This is a genomic window from Pseudomonas sp. EA_35y_Pfl2_R5 (genome assembly GCF_963970805.1).
In the GTDB taxonomy this organism is placed as follows: domain Bacteria; phylum Pseudomonadota; class Gammaproteobacteria; order Pseudomonadales; family Pseudomonadaceae; genus Aquipseudomonas.
The window spans coordinates 119,579-140,116 of the sequence record NZ_CAXAOW010000004.1 but is presented as its reverse complement, the minus strand read 5'-3'; the positions used below and the strand labels follow the sequence as shown (position 1 = coordinate 140,116).

The window sequence follows — 20,538 nt, the reverse complement described above, 5'->3', positions numbered from 1 at the left end:
CAGATCACCTCACAGGGCTAATTCAACGGCCCCGCGTTATACAGCGCACTCCAAGCGCACTGGTAGCGCCGTGTATTCAAATTGTAGAAATTGAAGCGATTGCATTGATTGTCGTAATTGTAAGAACCCACCGAAATACGGAAGGCACCGAGATTAACGCCCTGCAATGAGACATAACGCCCATTGTATAAAAGTGAAAAATGCAAGTGCGGCCCAGTTGAACTTCCTCCCTCGCACAGCGCGGTATTTCGGTTACTCGCATAGTTTCCCAATTTTGTATTAACCGTGATGATCTCCCCATTACTCACCCGAATATTGTCCATGTGGTAATAGTTGGTCGCCCAACCATTGGCGTGGGTGACGCGCACCTGGCAGCGCGACATAACCGTGACACGGCCATCATGCGCAGCCGCCACACTGTATGTGGCCGCTCCCCAACCCGGCCAGTCATAGGACACATCAATGGAGGAGTACGGCGAACCCGATCCCGTGTGGGAGTGAGCGCCATTTGATTGCCAGGAATAACCCTGATACCAGGGTAGCTGGAGCATATTAGTCGGGGGGAGAGCACTCGCCGCCAGCACCACTTCGCCGCTCGACTCTACGGGGCTCATCTGCTCAGAAGGCGTATTAAATAGCTGAGCAAACTGTTGAGTAAAACCTTGCAGCGACGGTTTCTTTATAAGCACCACAGGCTCACTGCTCGCATCATAAAGAAGCCCTAATAACGCGGCGCTGGCACCGTTCAGCACCCCTGCATCTTGACCTGAGCGCCGATCGCCAGTGCGCGCCTGCCTGAGCTGATAAGCCTCAAAACCGTAAAAACGTTGCGATAGCTGCTGCAAAACATCACGCAATTGCCCGGCAAAATCACTCGCCTTGGACAACCCCGCAAAAGGGGTGCGCAACTTCTCCTGGCTGGGTGCAGACATCAATCCACTCTTCAGCTCCATAAGCGCCAGTACCACCTTGGGATTGATACTGTAATAGCCGCTCCAATGGGCGATCAGTTCCTGCTTGTCACGTAGCTGAGGCGCATGCACCGCTAGATAACCGGCAAGGTCAAACGCCTCTGCATCGCGTCCATATAGAAATAACTCATTGCTAAAAAGCAGCTCATCGCCTACTGGCTGCAGGCGCTTTAATTCATGAACTGAGAAGTTATAGGCAGGGTGATTTATTTCGCTGGCAATAGCCTGCGTAGTTAATACCGTCATTTCCAGGCAGGAGAAAATCAAAACCCCGGAGGCCATACCAATACATGTGCGTCCATTCATTATGTTATCCATCCATGACATTTAATCGGAATTTTTTCAGAACACCTATTAGACCTCGCCATGGACTGCATACACACGACCGTGCATTTGCCTTCTCATAGCTCAGGCAACCAGAGGCTAGCCAACAAGAAATAATTATCAAGAAACAAAGCCCGGAGAAATTAAAACAATTAGAACTAAGCAATAGATGGAAAAAGTTGTAAAGAAAACGTGCCTAAGCAACTAAACAGGGCAGAATCCGGCAATAAATTAAGGGATCGCATCGTGCTTCTGCGTCGGCCCAAGTGGCTTGCCTCAGCTCGTGATTGGCGCGGCATATGAAAACGCCTTATCCATATGCCGCTAGGCGAAAGGTCAAGATAACCGTGGCCTGCCCCCCCGATTATTCGCCGACCTCAGACCTGCGGCCCCTGCCTTCATCACGCATAGCGGCCCTCCTCTGCGCCTGGATAAATGATCGTGGCCAGCTTTCAGTATCCCAGAGCTGTCGAACCACACGTCAACGGCAGGGCGTAGCGAATTAAGCAACTTTGCTCAGAGTGAGGGGGACTAACAAACATAACTCTCCAGTGAAGCGGCCATGCAGATTCCCAACGTCGAACAGAAAGCCTTCATTCTTCTCCTCGTCCTAGTGACCGTAGCCTTCTTCTGGATACTGCTGCCGTTCTATGGTGCGGTCTTCTGGGCCATGGTGCTGGCGGTGGTATTTACCCCGATGCAGCGGCGCATGGCGCGGCGCATTGGCGGCCGGGGCAATGTTTCAGCCCTGCTGACGTTGATTGTTTGCCTGCTGGTAGCCATTCTCCCGGTGATATTTATCACCTCGGCGGTCGTGGCCGAAGGTGCCAGCCTTTATAAGAAGCTGGAGTCGGGCGAACTGGATATCGGAACCTACGTCACCAGCACCATCCGAGCGCTGCCGCCGTCGCTGCAAGTACAGCTCGACCGTATCGGCATTTCCGACCTCGATGGCCTGCGCGAACAGATTTCAACCGTGGCCATGGCCGGCAGCCAGTTTCTCGCCACCAAGGTCTTCGCCATCGGTCAGGGCACCTTTACCTTCTTCGTCAGCTTCTTCGTCATGCTCTATCTGCTGTTCTTCTTGCTGCGTGATGGCCTGGAAATGGCGCGCACAATTCGCGAAACCATTCCGCTGGGCGAAGCCACCAAACGCCGCCTGCAGATCAAATTCACCCGCGTGGTACGCGCCACGGTAAAAGGCAATGTTGTAGTCGCCGCAGTACAGGGTGCACTGGGCGGCCTTATATTCTGGGCGCTTGGTATCTACAGCCCGCTGTTGTGGGGCGTGCTGATGGCATTTCTGTCGCTGCTGCCTGCCGTCGGGGCCGGCATTATTTGGGTGCCCGTCGCGGTGTACCTGATAGCCAGCGGCAGCCTCTGGCAGGGGGTGACCCTCACCGTCTTCGGCGTGCTGGTGATCGGCCTGGTGGATAACATCCTGCGCCCCATCCTGGTGGGCAAGGACACCCGCATGCCCGACTACCTGATCCTGGTTTCCACCCTCGGCGGCCTGGCCCTGCTGGGCCTCAACGGCTTCGTAATCGGGCCGCTGGTGGCGGCACTGTTCCTCTCCAGCTGGAACCTGTTTGAAGGAGGGAAGAGGACAGTCAAATTGCCGGACTAACCAAGCTTCAGGCGTGATTAGCGGACTAAGGGGACAGAACAGCTGTACGGCACAGGAAGCACGGTAATACGTAGGGTGGCCTAGCCGATAACCGGGATCAGGTGAACACCATTGGCTTGAACCCGTCATGGAGGTCCACCCGCAATCCGCGATGGTGGGTCACGCGGCGCCGAATCGCTTGGTGCCACCCATAACCAGTCCAGCGCCGCCCACCCTAAAGAAGCGGCGTGCAAACGCCCTGATACATAGCCAGAAAAAGGCTATGTCCCAAGACCGTGTTGCAGGACTAAGCTTTAAGGCAGGCATCCGCTCGGGAGGTCAGCCCACCATGGATACTCAAGCCTTTCAGCGCTGGTTGGCTCAGGTGAGCCAGCTCAGCAGCAAGCAAAAATCCGCACTTCATCAGGCGCTGCAAGAACCGCCAACAATGGAGGTTCTTGATAGCTTGCCAGCGCTTCAGAGCTGCCCACATTGCCAAGCAAAGGCTGAACATCTTGCTCCCTGGGGCTGGTCGCGTGGCTTGCGCCGTTATCGTTGTCGGGCCTGTCGGCGGACATGCTCAGCGGTTTCGAACAGCAGCCTTGCTCGCTTGCACTATCCCGAACGCTGGAAGGACTACGCCCAAGCGCTGATTGACGGCCTGAGCGTGCGCAAGGCTGCCAAACGATGCGGTATCAGCAAGAACACAGCCTTTCTCTGGCGGCATCGCTTCCTGACCTGCGCCGCCCAGCACCATGCATCACATGAAGCGGGAATCGTTGAGGTCGATGAGACGTTCTTTCTGGAGTCCTTCAAGGGGCAGCGCAAGCTGCCGCGGGCACCACGCAAAAGGGCCGGGGTGGGCAAAACGCGCGGCACTGGCAGGGATCAGATTCCGGTCATGGCGGTGCGTGATAGTGAGGGGCATACCGCAGACTTCAAGCTGGAAAGGCTGGATGCAGAGCATGTGCGAACAGCCTTACTGCCGCTCATCGACCAAGAGGCCGTACTGTGCAGTGATGGCGCCGCGGTCTACGCAAGCTTCGCCCGCACTCAGGGCATTACTCACCATGTCGTCCACTCGCGCCCTGGCGAGCGGGTACGCCAGGGTGCTTTCCACATTCAGAACGTGAATGCCTACCACAGCCGCCTGAAGAGCTGGATGGCACGCTTCCACGGTGTCGCCACCCGCTACCTCCCGAACTACCTAGGATGGCGCCGCATGCTTGAACGCTATCAGCAGCGTATTCAGCCGGTTCACTGCATCCAGGAGGCTGTTGGGCGCACCATGCAACACGCGATTGGGACATAGCCAAGAAAAAGCCCCCGCAGGCTCGCGCCGGCGGGGGCTTTTTAGCTAGCTAGAACTGGTATCAGTTCTTGGCTTTCTTGGCAGCGCGGGTGCGCTCGCCTTCGTCGAGGATCTTCTTACGCAGACGGATCGACTTCGGCGTGACTTCACACAGCTCGTCGTCCTGGATGAATTCCAGGGCCTGTTCCAGGGTGAAGCGAACAGGTGGAACCAGGGCGATGGTTTCGTCTTTACCGGAAGCACGCATGTTGTCGAGCTTCTTGCCTTTGGTTGGGTTAACGCCCATGTCGTTGTCGCGGCTGTTCAGGCCGACGATCTGACCGTTGTAGATTTCCTGGCCGTGTTCGACGAACAGCTTGCCGCGCGCCTGCAGGGTTTCCAGGGAGTAGGTCAGCGCCTTGCCGGTTTCTACCGATACCAGCACACCGTTCTGACGGCCGGACATGTCGCCGGACTTCATGGTGTCGTAGCGATCGAAGATCGAGGTCAGGATGCCAGCACCGTTGGTCAAGGTCAGGAACTGGTTACGGAAACCGATCAGACCACGAGCAGGGATGTTGTATTCCAGACGCACACGGCCTTTGCCATCCGGCACCATGTTGGTCAGGTCGCCCTTACGCAGACCCATCTCTTCCATGACCTTGCCCTGGGATTCTTCCGGGGTGTCGATGGTGACGTTTTCGAACGGTTCCTGCTTCACGCCGTCAACCTGACGGATGATCACTTCCGGACGACCCACGCCCATTTCGAAGCCTTCGCGACGCATGGTTTCGATCAGTACCGAGAGGTGCAGCTCACCACGGCCGGAGACCTTGAACTTGTCAGCGCTGTCGCCTTCTTCAACGCGCAGTGCCACGTTGTACAGCAGCTCTTTGTCCAGACGCTCCTTGATGTTACGGCTGGTGACGAACTTGCCTTCTTTACCGCAGAACGGCGAATCGTTGACCTGGAAGGTCATGGATACGGTCGGCTCGTCGACGGTCAGCGGCTTCATCGCTTCAACGTGGTTGATGTCGCAAAGGGTGTCGGAGATGAACAGCGAGTCCATACCGCTGACACAGACGATGTCACCGGCGGTGGCCTCTTCAACGTCGACACGGTGCAGGCCGTGGTGACCCATCAGCTTGAGGATACGACCGTTGCGCTTCTTGCCGTCGGCGTCGATGGCGATCACCGGGGTGTTCGGTTTGACGCGACCACGGGCGATACGGCCAACACCGATAATGCCGAGGAAGCTGTTGTAGTCCAGTGCGGAGATTTGCATCTGGAACGGACCGTCAACGTCAACAGCCGGGGACGGCACGTTGTCGACGATGGACTGGTACAGCGGGGTCATGTCTTCAGCCATGTCGGTGTGGTCCAGACCGGCAATGCCGTTCAGGGCCGAGGCGTAGACGACTTTGAAGTCCAGCTGTTCTTCGGTGGCACCGAGGTTGTCGAACAGGTCGAAGATCTGGTCCAGAACCCAGTCCGGACGCGCGCCTGGACGGTCAACCTTGTTGATCACCACGATTGGACGCAGGCCGGCTTCGAAGGCCTTCTTGGTCACGAAGCGGGTTTGTGGCATCGGGCCGTCTTGGGCGTCAACCAGCAGCAGCACGGAGTCAACCATCGACATTACGCGCTCAACCTCACCGCCGAAGTCGGCGTGGCCGGGGGTGTCGACGATGTTGATGTGGTAGCCGTTCCAGTTGATCGCGGTGTTCTTGGCGAGAATGGTAATGCCGCGCTCTTTTTCCTGGTCGTTGCTGTCCATCACGCGCTCGTCGTTGAGCTCGCCGCGCTCAAGAGTGCCGGACTGACGCAGGAGTTTGTCTACCAGGGTGGTTTTACCATGGTCAACGTGGGCAATGATGGCGATGTTGCGTAGATTTTCGATCACGTGTGTATCTCGATCAGAGGATTCGGTGTGCCACTTAGTCTAGGTGGCAAGTATTAACTAACTTCAATTTTCGGCTCGGCGGCGCGAATGCGTGAGTCACGCCGCCTGTATGTCGGGAGGGCGATGGCGGATGCTGCCGCCATTCAACCCGGGCGTCTTATGTCGGACGATAAACGCGCACATTGGCATGCCCCTCACTCAGCAGATGATGGGCATGCAAACGACTCATAACGCCTTTGTCGCAATACAGTAGGTATTGGCGCGCCTCATCCAGCTCCTTGAACTTGCTGTTCAGGGCATAAAAAGGCAGCGCCTGTACCTCAATGCCGGGCAGCTCAAGCGGCTGATCCTCAGCGGCATCGGGGTGGCGAATATCAATAATCACTTGGCCAGCCAGCGCTTCGCTGACTTCCTCGACCTGAATATCCTTGCCCAGTTCGTCGATCACCTTGTCGATCGGCAGCAGGGTGGCGCGCTCCAGCGCACGCTCAAGCACGGCCATATCAAACTGGCTTTCTTCGTGCTCGACGCGCGGCTTCTTGGCCTTGGTGGTCGGGTTGACCGAGATCACCCCGCAATATTCAGGCATGTGCTTGGCGAACTCGGCGGTGCCGATCTGCGTGGCGGTGTCGATGATGTCCTGCTTGTGGCTGGCCAGCAGCGGGCGCAGCACCAGCATCTCGGTGGCCGCATCGATCACCGCGAGGTTCGGTAGGGTCTGGCTGGAGACCTGGGAAATCGCCTCGCCGGTGACCAGCGCATCAATCTGCAAACGCTCGGCCATGCGCGTGGAGGCGCGCAGCATCATGCGTTTGAGGATCACGCCCATGTGGCTGTTGTCGACCTTGCCGAGAATCTCGCCGAGCACTTCTTCGAACGGCACACTGATAAACAGCACGCGTTGCGAGCTGCCGTACTTCTGCCAGAGGTAATGCGCGACTTCCATCACGCCCAGCTCGTGGGCACGGCCGCCTAGATTGAAGAAGCAGAAATGGGTGACCAGGCCGCGCCGCATCATCTGATAGGCGGCCACAGTGGAGTCGAAACCACCGCTCATCAGCACCAGACTCTGCTCCAGCGAGCCCAGCGGGTAGCCGCCCAGGCCTTCGTGCTGATGATGAATAACGAACAGGCGCTGGTCGCGGATTTCCATCCGCACAATCACCTCGGGATCTTTCAGCGAGATACCGGCCGCACCACACTGTTGGCGCAGCTGGCTGCCAACATAGCGCTCCACGTCCATGGAGCTGAACGCATGTTTGCCGGCGCGCTTGCAGCGCACGGCGAAAATTTTGCCCGGCAACTGATCCGCGAAGTGCAGCTTGCACTTTTCCAGCACGTCGTCGAAATCGCCCAGCAGGTATTCATCGACTTGCAGGAAGTGGGTGATGCCCGGCGTGCAACTCAGACGCTCAATCATCGCCTGCAGGGTTTTCGGCTCACTGAGCTGAGTTTCAAGTTCCAGGTTGTCCCACACACCGCTGACCTGCAGCTGCGGATCGAACTCACGCAAAACCGAGCGAATATTCTTCGCCAGCTGCCGGATAAAGTGCTTACGCACTGGCCGACTTTTAATGGTGATTTCCGGGAAGACTTTAACGATCAGTTTCATGAAAACAGGGGGTGCCGAGGCCGCGAAAAAACAGGGGCGCGGATTATAGCGGAAATTGCTCACGCTTTGATCAAAAATCCTCAACCGCCCAAATAGCGCACCATTAAAGAGCGCACTACAAATACAGCGAACCATAACGGTGCAAATATTTATCGCACCGAGCCGCGCAGCCCCCGCCAACCCTGAGTTTCAGGGCTTACACCCATTCTTGTGCACTGGCATGCAATTTGCTCCCTTGTGAGGCAGGATGCCCTGGCAGAGTATGCCGCGGCCTTACCGTACTATTGCGGGCTCACGATTTGAGCCTTATCCACCTGGAGGACAGCATGTCGAAGTCGATTCAACTTATTAAAGAACACGACGTGAAGTGGGTTGACCTGCGCTTCACCGACACCAAGGGCAAACAGCACCACGTGACCATGCCGGCCCGTGACGCCCTGGACGACGAATTCTTCGAGCACGGCAAAATGTTCGACGGCTCCTCCATCCATGGCTGGAAAGGCATCGAAGCCTCCGACATGATCCTGATGCCGGTTGACGAAACCGCTGTACTGGACCCGTTCACCGAAGAGCCGACGCTGATCCTGGTTTGCGACATCGTTGAGCCAAGCACCATGCAGGGCTACGACCGCGACCCGCGCTCGATCGCCAAGCGCGCTGAAGAGTTCCTGAAAACCACCGGCATCGGTGACACCGTATTCGTTGGCCCAGAGCCTGAGTTCTTCATCTTCGACGAAGTGAAGTTCAAGTCCGACATCTCCGGCTCGATGTTCAAGATCTACTCCGAACAAGGTTCCTGGAACACCGACGCCGACATCGAAGGCGGCAACAAGGGCCATCGCCCAGCCGTCAAAGGTGGCTACTTCCCAGTTCCGCCGTGCGACCACGACCACGAAATCCGTACTGCCATGTGTAATGCCATGGAAGAAATGGGCCTGGTCATCGAAGTTCACCACCACGAAGTGGCGACTGCCGGCCAGAACGAAATCGGTGTGAAGTTCAACACCCTGGTCGCCAAGGCTGACGAAGTTCAGACCCTGAAGTACTGCGTACACAACGTGGCCGATGCCTACGGCAAAACCGCGACCTTTATGCCGAAGCCGCTGTACGGCGACAACGGTTCGGGTATGCACGTGCACCTGTCCATCGCCAAAGATGGCAAGAACACCTTCGCTGGCGAAGGCTATGCCGGCCTGTCCGACACCGCCCTGTACTTCATCGGCGGCATCATCAAGCACGGCAAGGCCCTGAACGGCTTCACCAACCCGTCGACCAACTCCTATAAGCGTCTGGTCCCAGGTTTCGAAGCCCCAGTAATGCTGGCCTACTCGGCGCGTAACCGTTCGGCTTCGATCCGTATTCCTTACGTGTCGAGCCCGAAAGCCCGCCGTATCGAAGCACGCTTCCCAGACCCGGCTGCCAACCCATACCTGGCTTTCGCAGCGCTGCTGATGGCTGGCCTGGATGGCATCCAGAACAAGATCCACCCTGGCGATGCAGCCGACAAGAACCTGTACGACCTGCCGCCAGAAGAAGGCAAGCTGATCCCGCAGGTTTGCGGCAGCCTGAAAGAAGCCCTGGAAGAGCTGGACAAGGGCCGTGCGTTCCTGACCAAAGGCGGCGTATTCTCCGACGACTTTATCGATGCCTACATCGAGCTGAAATCCGAAGAAGAAATCAAAGTACGCACCTTCGTACACCCGCTGGAATACGACCTGTACTACAGCGTCTAATTCGACACGCAGTACAAGAGGCCACCTTCGGGTGGCCTTTTTGCGTTTAGCCGCCCGGGGCTGCTGCCGTTTAACCCGGCATTTTCTGCGCTGGTATACGCCCAGCCATCAACATGCTTGCCAGAGCGCCTTACCAGTGCAAGGCTTAGGGCACACCACTAGGGAGAGTCAGGCATGCGCCCTCTATTCATCTGCCTGCTACTGAGCCTGGCATTGCCGGCCAGCGCGCAGATCTACAAATACACCGACGCCAATGGCAACACGGTATTCACCGACCAGCCGCCGGAAGGCCAGGCGACACAAAATGTCGAGCTACCGAAAACCAATAGCGTATCGATGCCGGCACCCAGCCTGCCCGCAGCGACCACATCCGACCCCGTCGACAATGCCGCGCCTTACAGCACCCTGCAGCTGACCGGCATACCCGACGATGAAGCACTGCGTGCCAATAACGGCACCTTTAGCGTAGGTGTGATGATCGAACCACGCCTGGCCAACAACCACCGCCTACGCCTGCTGCTCGACGGCAAACCGCACGGCCAACCAAGCAATGTGCCACGCCTGCAAATAAGCAACGCTGACCGTGGTGAGCACAGCCTGGCTGTAGAAGTGCTCAGCGGCGAGCAATCGATCCAGCAGAGCGCCACGGCCACCTTTACCGTACAGCGGGTCAACACCAGCAGCCCGGCCCTGCGCCCACCTCCACCCAAACCCAAGCCAGCCCCCTGACTATGCGCAATCTGCTGTTCTGCGGCCTGATGCTGCTCGCCCTGCCTGCCTTAGCGCAGGTCTACACCTATATAGACGCCGAAGGGAATCGCGTCTTCACCGACAAGCCCAGATCGGGCAATGCCGAACGTGTCGAGTTGGCACCCAGCAATTCGATGCCGACCGTGCAGACGCAAACCGCGCCGGTAATTGCAGCACCGCCCGAGCCTAGCCAGCGCTACAGCCTGCTGCGTATTCTGGTGCCGCAACCCGATGCGACTATCCGTGACAGTGCCGGCAATTTGATTGTCAGCATTAACAGCGAACCGAAACTTTTCCCCCAGCACAGCTACCGTCTGCTAATGGACGGCGTACAGGTAGGCGAAGCCGGCAGCAGCCCGGTATTCCCCCTGGAGAATATCGACCGCGGCACGCACCAGTTAGCGGTGGAAATCATCGACCAGCAGGGCCGCATCATCGAGCGCACGCCCACTCAACCATTCCATATGCTGCGCATCTCCCTGGCGCAGAAGCGTAAGGTCAATCCGTGCAAGAAAGCCGACTACGGCGTGCGCCCGGAGTGTCCACTGAAGGACAAACCGCCGGAAAAGAAAGATATACCCTTCGTTCCATTTATCTAAATCGGCGAAGCGCACCAAAGCAGTGCACTTCTTGCCCGGCATTTCTATACTCTCCCTGTTTTGGGTCGCCAGGCGCGACCCGGCTGCGCTGTTAAGCAGCTAATTCCCGGCATCCCACGGCCAAACACGCTTCTTTTCGGGGCTTTGGTTTGCTTCTTGCATTTTCCAGCTGCATTGCCGGAACCCAAGGGTCTGCTGACATCCCATATGATCATCAACGACGCACTGCACCGCCTGCTGCTGGACAACCTGACCACTGCCACGCTGCTGCTTAACGACGACCTGCGTCTTGAGTACATGAACCCGGCAGCGGAGATGCTCCTGGCCGTCAGCGGCCAGCGCAGTCACGGGCAATTCATCAGCGAGCTATTTACCGAGTCCAGTGAGGCGCTGAGCGCCTTGCGCCAGGCCGTTCAGCACGCTCACCCGTTCAACAAGCGCGAAGCGGTACTGACCTCGGTCAGCGGCCAGACCCTGACCGTCGATTACGCGGTGACCCCTGTGCTTAACCGTGGCGAAACCCTGCTGCTGCTGGAAGTACACCCGCGCGACCGCCTGCTGCGCATCACCAAGGAAGAGGCGCAGCTGTCCAAGCAGGAAACCACCAAACTGCTGGTGCGCGGCCTGGCCCACGAGATCAAGAACCCGCTGGGCGGCATCCGCGGCGCGGCGCAGCTGCTGGCCCGCGAGCTGCCCGAGGAAAGCCTCAAGGATTACACCAACGTGATCATCGAGGAGGCCGACCGGCTAAGAAACCTAGTGGACCGTATGCTCGGCTCGAACAAGCTGCCCTCCCTGGCACTGACCAACGTGCATGAAGTGCTCGAACGTGTCGGTAGCCTGGTGGAAGCGGAAAGCCAGGGCAGCATCATTTTGGTGCGCGATTACGACCCAAGCATTCCGGATGTGCTGATCGACCGCGAGCAGATGATCCAGGCCGTGCTGAATATCGTGCGTAACGCCATGCAGGCGCTGTCCGGACAGAGCGATCTGCGCCTGGGCCGCATCACCCTGCGCACCCGCGCGCTGCGCCAGTTCACCATCGGCCATTGCCGCCATCGCCTGGTGACCAAGATCGAGATCATCGACAACGGTCCGGGCATCCCGCACGAGCTGCAGGAAACCATCTTCTACCCCATGGTCAGCGGGCGTGCCGATGGCACCGGCCTGGGCCTGGCCATCACCCAGAACATCATTAGTCAGCACCAAGGCTTGATCGAGTGCGAGAGCCATCCTGGCCACACCGTGTTCTCGATCTTCCTGCCGCTGGAACAAGGAGTAACTCCGTCATGAGCCGCAGTGAAACCGTCTGGATTGTCGATGACGACCGCTCCATCCGCTGGGTCCTGGAAAAAGCCCTGCAACAGGAAGGCATGACCACCCAGAGCTTCGACAGCGCCGATGGCGTGATCAGCCGCCTGAGCCGTCAGCAACCGGACGTGATCATCTCCGACATCCGTATGCCGGGGGCCAGTGGCCTCGACCTGTTGGCGCGCATCCGCGAGCTGCACCCGCGCCTGCCGGTAATCATCATGACCGCCCATTCCGACCTGGACAGCGCGGTAGCGTCCTACCAGGGCGGCGCATTCGAATACCTGCCCAAGCCGTTCGATGTCGATGAGGCCGTGTCCCTGGTCAAGCGCGCCAATATGCATGCCCAGGAGCAGCAGAGCCTGGCCGCGCCGGTCGAGCAGCCGCGTACGCCGGAGATCATTGGCGAAGCACCGGCCATGCAGGAGGTGTTCCGCGCTATCGGTCGTCTGTCGCACTCCAATATCACCGTGCTGATCAACGGCGAGTCCGGTACCGGCAAGGAGCTGGTGGCGCACGCCCTGCACCGCCATAGCCCGCGTGCGGCCTCGCCGTTTATCGCACTGAATATGGCGGCGATTCCCAAGGATCTAATGGAGTCCGAACTGTTCGGCCACGAAAAAGGCGCCTTTACCGGTGCGGCCAACCAGCGTCGCGGACGCTTCGAGCAGGCCGATGGCGGCACGCTATTTCTCGATGAAATCGGCGACATGCCGGCCGACACCCAGACTCGGCTGCTACGCGTGCTGGCCGACGGCGAGTTTTACCGGGTCGGTGGCCACACCCCAGTCAAAGTCGATGTGCGCATCATCGCTGCCACCCACCAGAACCTGGAAAGCCTGGTGCAGGCCGGCAAGTTCCGTGAAGACCTGTTCCACCGCCTCAATGTGATCCGCATCCATATTCCGCGCCTGTCGGATCGTCGCGAAGACATCCCGACCCTGGCCCGGCACTTCCTCAGCCGCGCAGCGCTGGAGCTGGCAGTCGAGCCCAAACTGCTGAAAAGCGAAACCGAGGATTACCTGCAGCAACTGCCGTGGCCGGGCAACGTGCGCCAGCTGGAAAACACCTGTCGCTGGATCACCGTCATGGCCTCCGGCCGTGAGGTACATGTCGACGACCTGCCTCCAGAGCTGCTCAGCCAGCCGCAGGAAAGCGCACCGGTAAGTAACTGGGAGCAGGCCCTGCGCCAATGGGCCGATCTGGCCTTGGGCCGTGGTCAGTCCAGCCTGCTGGATACCGCCGTACCAGCCTTCGAGCGGATCATGATCGAAACAGCCCTCAAACACACCGCCGGCCGCCGCCGCGACGCCGCCGTGCTGCTGGGCTGGGGCCGCAACACCCTGACGCGCAAGATCAAGGAACTGGGCATGAACGTCGAAAGCGCCGATGACGAGGAGAGCGATGACTAAGCCGCTCAACTGCTGCAGCGAATGCAAAACGGGCCCATCAGGGCCCGTTTTCTTTACGCCGGCATACAACTGAAAATGCGCCAGAGCAACGCACCGGCATCAATCCCGTGCACAGCGGCGGTTCATACCCCAGCGCTTACCGAGCCCCCGCAACATCCGCAGAAACTCCTGAACCCCTGTATTTACAAGGCCCGCAGTCAACGTAATAAAACTGGCACACAGCCTGCATAGACTCAAGTAATCCCAGTTTTGGGGACCTTGGTACAGGCAGGCCGGGGATTCCCCTCTTTTATTGTTCCATCAGGCTGATCACCAGCCGCCAGCGCCCGTCCACCTCCTCAGCGCGCCACTCACCGCGCACTGGACGGGCTGCCACCACTCTCAGTAACAAATCCCTTCTCTCTCGCAGCAAACGCCAGTTGGCCAACCTGCCCTGGATCTGCAGTTGACCGTGCTGCTGGCGACCAAAACTTTGCAGACGCAGGATAAACACGCCGTTGGCGTGTTCCTCGTGCGGCACCGGCTCGACGTTGAACCACAGCTCAAGACCCTGCTCGATCACATCCACGCGTTCGAGCCAGAGCGGATCAGGCTGGAGCAGCCGACCAATCATCAAACCAATCAAAAAACCAAACACCGCCAATGAAGCAATCACCCGAACCCACGGACGGGGGCGCGGGTCTGTAGAATGCTGCTCGTCTTCAAGCTCGGAGCCGCGCATGTTTCACGTCATCCTTTTTCAACCGGAAATTCCGCCCAATACCGGCAACATTATCAGGCTCTGCGCCAACAGCGGCTGCCACCTGCACCTGATCGAGCCGCTGGGCTTCGAGCTGGATGACAAACGCCTGCGCCGCGCCGGCCTGGATTACCACGAATACGCCACCCTGCAGCGCCACGCCGACCTCGACAGCTGCCTGACCAGCATCGGCCGGCCGCGCGTATTTGCCTTTACCACCAAGGGCTCGCAAGCGTTTCACCAGGTCAGCTACCAGCCCGGCGACGCCTTTTTGTTCGGCCCGGAAAGCCGCGGCCTGCCGCAGGAAATTCGCGACAACCTGCCACCCGAACAACGTCTGCGCCTGCCGATGCGCGAAGGCTGCCGCAGCCTGAACCTGTCCAACACCGTTGCCGTAGCGGTCTATGAGGCCTGGCGTCAGCAGGGTTTTGCCGGCGCGTAGGGTGGGTTAGGCGCAAAGCCACGGATTATCTGCTGCCACATAAATCCGTCGCGCCGTAACCCTCCAACGAGACAGACTGGCTATCCCTCCAAATGATGCAACGACGGCCCGCAGGGTGGCCGCCAGGGATGGCAGGCCATAAAAAAACGCCCCGCAGGGCGTTTTTTTGTTCCAGCCGCAAACCTTAGTGTGCGGTTGCAACTTCGCCAGCCTGCTGCATACGCTGCAGTTCCTGGGCGTAGAGGGCGTCGAAGTTCACCGGAGCCAGCATCAGCGCCGGGAACGAGCCGCGTACGACCAGGCTGTCCAGGGTTTCGCGAGCGTAAGGGAAGAGGATATTCGGGCAGAACGCACCCAGGGTGTGGCTCATGGAGGCAGCGTCCAGGCCCTTGATCAGGAAGATACCGGCCTGCTGCACTTCAGCGATAAAGGCGGTTTCTTCGCCCGTTTTCACGGTCACCGAGAGGGTCAGCACCACTTCGTGGAAGTCACCATCCAGCGCCTTCTGACGGGTGTTGAGGTCCATGGCGACGCTAGGCGCCCACTCCTGACGGAAGATTTCCGGGCTCTTCGGCGCTTCGAAGGACAGGTCACGTACGTAGATACGCTGCAGGGAAAATTGCGGGTTTTGTTCGCCCTGAGCGGCGCCGTTGCTAGCTTGTTCTGTCATGGCAAAAGCCTTCTTGTCGTTAGGTACGGATAAACAGGGAGTTAAGCCTTGAGCAGCGCGTCAAGCTTGCCGGCGCGCTCCAGGGCGTAAAGGTCATCGCAACCACCCACATGGGTGTCACCGATCCAGATCTGCGGCACCGAGGTCTGCCGCGCCTTGCGGGTCATCTCAGCACGCACGTCAGGCTTGCCATCAACTCTGATTTCGTTGAAGGCCACACCTTTCTGAGTCAGCAATTGCTTGGCGCGGATGCAGTACGGGCACCAATCGCTGGAATAGATGACGACAGGCTGCATCTCACTTCACCAGCGGCAAATTGTCACCACGCCAGCTGGCGACACCGCCAGACAGCTTGGCGGCAGTGAAACCTGCCTTTTTCAGATCGCGGCACACAGCGCCGGCGTGCTGGCCCATGGCATCGACCACGATGATGGTCTTGGTCTTGTGCTTGTCCAGCTCAACCATACGGCCAGCGAGTTTTTCGAAGGGAATATTCAGCGCACCGACGATATGCCCAGCAGCAAAGTCCTTTTGCCCGCGAATATCCAGCACCACGCCCTGCTCGCTGTTAACCAGTGCGGTCAGCTCACGGCTGCTCAGGCTCTGTCCACCCTTGCGTGCTTCGGTGAAGACCAGCAGTGCGAGCAGGGTCACGAACAAGCCGCTCAGGACATAGTGGGTCGTGGCAAATTCAATCAAGTTGGCAAGCATTGTGCGTTTCCGGGGCGGTAAAATGTCGGCCAGTATACACAGCCACACAAGTCGGCCAAACCCCGCCCGGCGGTGACGTTTGTGCCACTTGGCCGTAAAATGCCTGCTTTGTTTCCCGCCCATCGACCCAGAGCGAACCAGTTATATGAGCGCCACGCCCAAACCCCTGGTACTGATCATCCTCGATGGCTTCGGCCACAGTGACAGCCCCGAATCCAACGCCATCATGGCGGCCAACACGCCAGTCTACGACCATCTGCGCGCCACCCAGCCCCATGGCCTGATCTCAGGCTCAGGCATGGACGTAGGTCTGCCAGACGGCCAGATGGGCAATTCCGAGGTCGGCCATATGAACCTCGGAGCCGGCCGTGTGGTGTACCAGGACTTCACCCGAGTGACCAAGGCCATTCGCGATGGCGAATTCTTTGATAACGCCGAGATCACTGGCGCGGTGGATAAAGCGGTCAAGGCTGGCAAGGCCGTGCATATCCTCGGCCTGCTCTCCGACGGCGGCGTGCACAGCCATCAGGACCACCTGGTGGCCATGGCCGAACTGGCCGCCCAGCGCGGGGCAGAGAACATCTACCTGCACGCCTTCCTCGACGGCCGCGACACCCCGCCGAAAAGCGCCCAGCCCTCCATCGAACTGCTTGACACCACCTTCGCCAAACTCGGCAAGGGCCGCATCGCCAGCCTCAGCGGCCGCTACTTCGCCATGGACCGCGACAACCGCTGGGACCGCGTCGAGCAGGCCTACGGGTTGCTGGTCGACGGTAATGGCCAGTTCACCGCCGCCACCGCCATGGAAGGCCTGAATGCCGCTTACGAGCGCGGCGAAAGCGATGAATTCGTCAAAGCCACCAGCATTGGCGAGCCTGTACGCATGGAAGACGGCGATGCCGTGGTGTTTATGAACTTCCGCGCCGACCGCGCCCGCGAGCTGACCCGCGCCTTTGTCGAGCCAGGCTTCAAGGAATTCGAGCGCAAGCGCGTGCCGCAACTGGCCGGTTTCATCATGCTCACCCAGTACGCCGCGAGTATCCCGACGCCCAGCGCCTACAAGCCGGAGGCACTGACCAACGTGCTTGGCGAATATCTGGCAAACAACGGCAAGACCCAGCTGCGCATCGCCGAAACCGAGAAGTACGCCCACGTCACCTTCTTCTTCTCCGGCGGCCGCGAAGAGCCCTTCGCTGGCGAAGAGCGCATCCTGATCCCCTCTCCGAACGTCGCCACTTATGACTTGCAGCCGCAGATGAGCGCGCCGGAAGTCACCGACAAGATCGTCGATGCCATCGAGAATCAGCGCTATGACGTAATCATTGTCAACTACGCCAACGGCGACATGGTCGGCCACACGGGTGTGTTCTCCGCCGCCGTGGCCGCCGTGGAATGCCTGGACGGTTGTGTCGGCCGCATCGTCGCCGCGCTGGACAAGGTGGGTGGTGAAGCGCTGATCACCGCCGACCACGGCAACGTCGAGCAGATGGCCGATGAAAGCACCGGTCAGGCGCACACCGCACACACCTGCGAGCCGGTGCCGTTTATCTATGTTGGCAAGCGCCCGGCGACTATCCGTGCTGGCGGCGTACTGGCTGACGTAGCCCCGACCCTGCTGACCCTGATGGGCTTGCCGGTACCGGCGGAAATGACCGGCACCAGCATCGTCGAGCTAAGCTAAGCCGCGACCCGTGAGCCAGGCGCAATGCCTGGCTTGCAGGCAAACTGCCGGCTGCTTCACGCTACCAATTTACCCTCATGTGCAAACGGATGACTTGCAGCTTGCCGCCGGTTTTTTAGGCATACTAGGCGCGTCCATGCCCTAGGTACTGCCAGCCCCATGCTTCGTGCCCTCGCCCTTGTTTTCCTGACCCTCCTGCTGACGCCTGCCATTGCCGACGAGAAGAGCGATGCGCAGAAGCAACTGGACGCCGCCCGCGCCGATGTCGCCGAGCTGAAACAACTGCTGGAGAAGCTGCAGCAGGAAAAATCCGGCGTACAGAAAGACCTGAAAAAAACCGAAAGCGAAATGGGTCAGCTGGAGAAGCAGGTCAAAGGCCTGCAGCAGGACCTGAAAAACAGCGAAGAGGAAATCCAACGCCTCGATAAAGAGAAAAAAAAACTTGAGGGTGCGCGCCTTGAACAGCAGCGCCTGATCGGCATCCAGGCCCGCGCCGCCTATCAGAGCGGCCGCCAGGAGTACGTCAAGCTGCTGCTCAACCAGCAAAATCCGGAAAAATTCTCGCGCACCCTGACCTACTACGACTACCTCAGCGAAGCGCGCATGGAACAACTCGCTGCCTTCAATGAAACCCTGCGTCAGCTGGCCAATGTCGAGCAGGACATCGCCAACCAGCAACGCCAGCTGCTTGAGCAGAAAAGTGCGCTGGACGGCCGCCGCGAACAGCTCGCCAGCGTGCGCAAGGAGCGTCAGCTGGCCCTGGCCAAGCTGAACAAGGAGTTCTCCGCCCGCGACCAGAAGCTCAAGGCCCGCCAGCAGGAGCAAGCCAATCTGGCGCGCGTGCTGAAAACCATCGAGGAAACCCTCGCCCGCCAGGCCCGCGAAGCTGAAGCCGCGCGCCAACAAGCCCTGCTCGCCGAACGCGAACAACCGCGCAGCAGCACTAATTCCGCGCCGACGGGTCCATTGGTGAGCTCCGGTGCCAGCTTTGGCGGTCCATTCGCCAAAGCCCGCGGCCAATTGCCCTGGCCAGTCAACGGTCGCCTGGTGGCGCGCTACGGCACACCACGCGGTGGCGATGCCCGCACTAAGTGGGATGGCGTGCTGATCGGCGCTTCAGCCGGTAGCCAGGTGCACGCGGTGCATGGAGGGCGCGTGGTGTTTGCCGACTGGTTGCGCGGCGCCGGGCTTCTGGTCATTCTCGATCATGGCAACGGCTACCTGAGCCTCTATGGGCATAACCAGAGTCTGCTCAAAGATGCCGGCGACGTGGTCAAAGCTGGCGAGGCCATCGCCACCGTTGGCAACAGCGGCGGCCAGGAAACCCCAGCATTGTATTTCGCAATTCGCCAGCAGGGCCGCCCGATTGACCCCGCTCAATGGTGCCGCGCGCAAGGATAAGCGCTGCCTTTACCGATTCAGGAAGGAGTAAGTTCGATATGCCGCATTTGTTCCGTCTCAGCGCTTTCGCCCTGGCTTTCAGCCTGCTGGCTGGCGCCTCCCAGGCCTTTGCCGCAGTACCGGCCACAGTCAACGACAGCGCGCCACTGCCGCTGGACGACCTGCGTACCTTTGCCGAGGTGATGGACCGTATCAAGTCAGCCTATGTCGAGCCGGTCAGCGACAAGACCCTGCTGGAAAACGCGATCAAGGGCATGCTCAGCAACCTTGATCCGCACTCGGCCTACCTGGAGCCGGAAGCCTTCCGCGACCTGCAGGAAAGCACCAGTGGCGAATTTGGCGGCTTGGGTATTGAGCTCGGTACGGAAGACGGCTTTCTCAAGGTTATATCGCCAATTGATGACACCCCAGCGTCCGCCGCCGGCATCCAGCCAGGCGACCTGATCGTGAAGATCGACGGCCAGCCCACCAAGGGCCTGTCGCTGATGCAAGCAGTCGAGAAGATGCGTGGCAAAGCCGGCAGCGATATCGAGCTGACCCTTGTACGTGAAGGCGGCAGACCCTTCGATGTCGAACTGACGCGCGCGGTGATCAAGGTCAAGAGCGTAAAAAGCCAGCTGCTTGACGATGGCTATGGCTATATCCGCATCACCCAGTTCCAGGTCAACAGTGGCGAGGACGTCGGCAAGGCACTGGCCAAGCTGCGCAAGGAAAACGGCAAGAAGCTCCGCGGCCTGGTCCTTGACCTGCGTAACAACCCAGGCGGCGTGCTACAGGCAGCAGTGGAAGTCACCGACCATTTCCTTAAGAAGGGTTTGATCGTTTACACCGAGGGGCGTATCGCTAACTCCGAGCTGCGCTTCAATGCCGATCCAACCGACGCCAGTGAAGGCGTGCCACTGGTGGTGCTGATCAACGGCGGCAGCGCCTCGGCCTCGGAAATCGTCGCCGGTGCCCTACAGGATCACAAGCGCGGTGTGCTGATGGGTACTGACAGCTTCGGCAAAGGCTCGGTGCAGACCGTGCTACCGCTGAACAACGACCGCGCCCTGAAGCTCACTACCGCGCTGTATTTCACCCCCAACGGCCGCTCGATTCAGGCTCAGGGCATCGTCCCGGACATTGAGGTGGCACGGGCCAAGCTGACCCGCGAGCAGGATGAAAGCAGCATCAAGGAAGCCGATCTGCAAGGTCACCTTGGTAATGGTAACGGCGGCGCCGACAAGCCAAGCAAGAGTAAAACCAGCACCCCAGCACGCCCACAGGATGACGATTACCAGTTGAGCCAGGCACTCAACCTACTCAAAGGGCTGAGCGTTACCCGCGGCGAGTAGGGATGAGTGCAGGAGCGGGCCATGCCCGCGAACCCGCAATCGCGGCCA

General features: G+C 59.3%; 18 protein-coding genes. 11 read left to right on the top strand and 7 right to left on the bottom strand.

The genetic code is table 11. The features are described from left to right. Window positions 1-17 precede the first annotated feature (17 nt). Complete coding sequence (locus AACX99_RS10680) at window positions 18-1,277, bottom strand: M23 family metallopeptidase (RefSeq protein ID WP_339411673.1); 1,260 nt, start codon at window positions 1,275-1,277, stop codon at window positions 18-20. Window positions 1,278-1,857: 580 nt separating this feature from the next. Between AACX99_RS10680 and AACX99_RS10675 the strand changes: the two genes are divergently transcribed. Next, window positions 1,858-2,922 carry an AI-2E family transporter gene (locus tag AACX99_RS10675; RefSeq protein ID WP_339411671.1) on the top strand — a complete coding sequence of 355 codons (1,065 nt, stop codon included), beginning with the start codon at window positions 1,858-1,860 and terminating at the stop codon, window positions 2,920-2,922. A 328-nt stretch (window positions 2,923-3,250) separates the two neighbouring features. After that, window positions 3,251-4,213: an IS1595 family transposase gene (locus AACX99_RS10670; protein ID WP_339411669.1), complete on the top strand. Its 963-nt coding sequence runs from the start codon at window positions 3,251-3,253 to the stop codon at window positions 4,211-4,213. Window positions 4,214-4,274: 61 nt separating this feature from the next. On the opposite strand, the gene typA is transcribed toward AACX99_RS10670, so the two are convergent. Together typA and thiI are read right to left on the bottom strand one after the other, a co-directional pair. Continuing rightward, the gene (typA, locus tag AACX99_RS10665) at window positions 4,275-6,095 is read right to left on the bottom strand and encodes a translational GTPase TypA (RefSeq protein WP_339411668.1); all 1,821 of its coding nucleotides are present in this window, start codon (window positions 6,093-6,095) and stop codon (window positions 4,275-4,277) included. Between the two features lie 157 nt (window positions 6,096-6,252). Further along, the gene (gene thiI, locus AACX99_RS10660) at window positions 6,253-7,707 is read right to left on the bottom strand and encodes a tRNA uracil 4-sulfurtransferase ThiI (RefSeq protein WP_339411666.1); all 1,455 of its coding nucleotides are present in this window, start codon (window positions 7,705-7,707) and stop codon (window positions 6,253-6,255) included. Between the two features lie 326 nt (window positions 7,708-8,033). Between thiI and glnA the strand changes: the two genes are divergently transcribed. The 5 genes from glnA (at window position 8,034) to ntrC (ending at window position 13,512) form a co-directional block, all read left to right on the top strand. Then, complete coding sequence (gene glnA, locus AACX99_RS10655) at window positions 8,034-9,440, top strand: glutamate--ammonia ligase (RefSeq protein ID WP_339411665.1); 1,407 nt, start codon at window positions 8,034-8,036, stop codon at window positions 9,438-9,440. 174 nt (window positions 9,441-9,614) lie between these two features. Continuing rightward, entirely contained in the window at window positions 9,615-10,169 is a 555-nt protein-coding gene (locus AACX99_RS10650; RefSeq protein WP_339411663.1) for a DUF4124 domain-containing protein, read from the top strand. A 2-nt stretch (window positions 10,170-10,171) separates the two neighbouring features. Next, on the top strand, window positions 10,172-10,789 hold the full coding sequence (locus AACX99_RS10645) for a DUF4124 domain-containing protein (protein ID WP_339411661.1): 618 nt from the start codon (window positions 10,172-10,174) through the stop codon (window positions 10,787-10,789). Window positions 10,790-10,996: 207 nt separating this feature from the next. Then, entirely contained in the window at window positions 10,997-12,082 is a 1,086-nt protein-coding gene (glnL, locus tag AACX99_RS10640) for a nitrogen regulation protein NR(II) (RefSeq protein ID WP_445261856.1), read from the top strand. After that, a complete protein-coding gene (ntrC, locus tag AACX99_RS10635; RefSeq protein WP_339411660.1) occupies window positions 12,079-13,512 on the top strand; it encodes a nitrogen regulation protein NR(I) in 1,434 nt (477 codons plus the stop codon). The genes glnL and ntrC overlap by 4 nt, the downstream gene beginning before the upstream one ends. A 289-nt stretch (window positions 13,513-13,801) precedes the next feature. Here ntrC and AACX99_RS10630 read toward each other — a convergent pair whose 3' ends face one another. Then, complete coding sequence (locus AACX99_RS10630; RefSeq protein ID WP_339411659.1) at window positions 13,802-14,233, bottom strand: hypothetical protein; 432 nt, start codon at window positions 14,231-14,233, stop codon at window positions 13,802-13,804. Between AACX99_RS10630 and trmL the strand changes: the two genes are divergently transcribed. Further along, the gene (gene trmL, locus AACX99_RS10625) at window positions 14,232-14,693 is read left to right on the top strand and encodes a tRNA (uridine(34)/cytosine(34)/5-carboxymethylaminomethyluridine(34)-2'-O)-methyltransferase TrmL (protein ID WP_339411658.1); all 462 of its coding nucleotides are present in this window, start codon (window positions 14,232-14,234) and stop codon (window positions 14,691-14,693) included. The two genes, AACX99_RS10630 and trmL, sit on opposite strands and share 2 nt — an antisense overlap. 184 nt (window positions 14,694-14,877) lie before the next feature. On the opposite strand, the gene secB is transcribed toward trmL, so the two are convergent. Genes secB through AACX99_RS10610 form a run of 3 tightly spaced genes read right to left on the bottom strand, consistent with a single transcriptional unit; the run spans window position 14,878 to window position 16,074 of the window. After that, entirely contained in the window at window positions 14,878-15,363 is a 486-nt protein-coding gene (gene secB, locus AACX99_RS10620) for a protein-export chaperone SecB (RefSeq protein ID WP_275962187.1), read from the bottom strand. Between the two features lie 41 nt (window positions 15,364-15,404). Then, entirely contained in the window at window positions 15,405-15,659 is a 255-nt protein-coding gene (gene grxC / locus AACX99_RS10615) for a glutaredoxin 3 (RefSeq protein WP_339411657.1), read from the bottom strand. 1 nt (window position 15,660) lies between these two features. Further along, the gene (locus AACX99_RS10610; protein ID WP_339411656.1) at window positions 15,661-16,074 is read right to left on the bottom strand and encodes a rhodanese-like domain-containing protein; all 414 of its coding nucleotides are present in this window, start codon (window positions 16,072-16,074) and stop codon (window positions 15,661-15,663) included. Window positions 16,075-16,219: 145 nt separating this feature from the next. On the opposite strand from AACX99_RS10610, the gene gpmI reads away from it, so the two are divergent. The 3 genes from gpmI (at window position 16,220) to AACX99_RS10595 (ending at window position 20,490) form a co-directional block, all read left to right on the top strand. Then, on the top strand, window positions 16,220-17,755 hold the full coding sequence (gene gpmI / locus AACX99_RS10605) for a 2,3-bisphosphoglycerate-independent phosphoglycerate mutase (protein WP_339411655.1): 1,536 nt from the start codon (window positions 16,220-16,222) through the stop codon (window positions 17,753-17,755). 159 nt (window positions 17,756-17,914) lie between these two features. After that, window positions 17,915-19,156: a murein hydrolase activator EnvC family protein gene (locus AACX99_RS10600; protein ID WP_339411654.1), complete on the top strand. Its 1,242-nt coding sequence runs from the start codon at window positions 17,915-17,917 to the stop codon at window positions 19,154-19,156. 38 nt (window positions 19,157-19,194) lie between these two features. Continuing rightward, window positions 19,195-20,490 (top strand): S41 family peptidase, encoded by a 1,296-nt coding sequence (locus AACX99_RS10595; protein ID WP_339411653.1) that lies wholly within the window; start codon window positions 19,195-19,197, stop codon window positions 20,488-20,490. The last annotated feature ends 48 nt before the right edge of the window (window positions 20,491-20,538 follow it).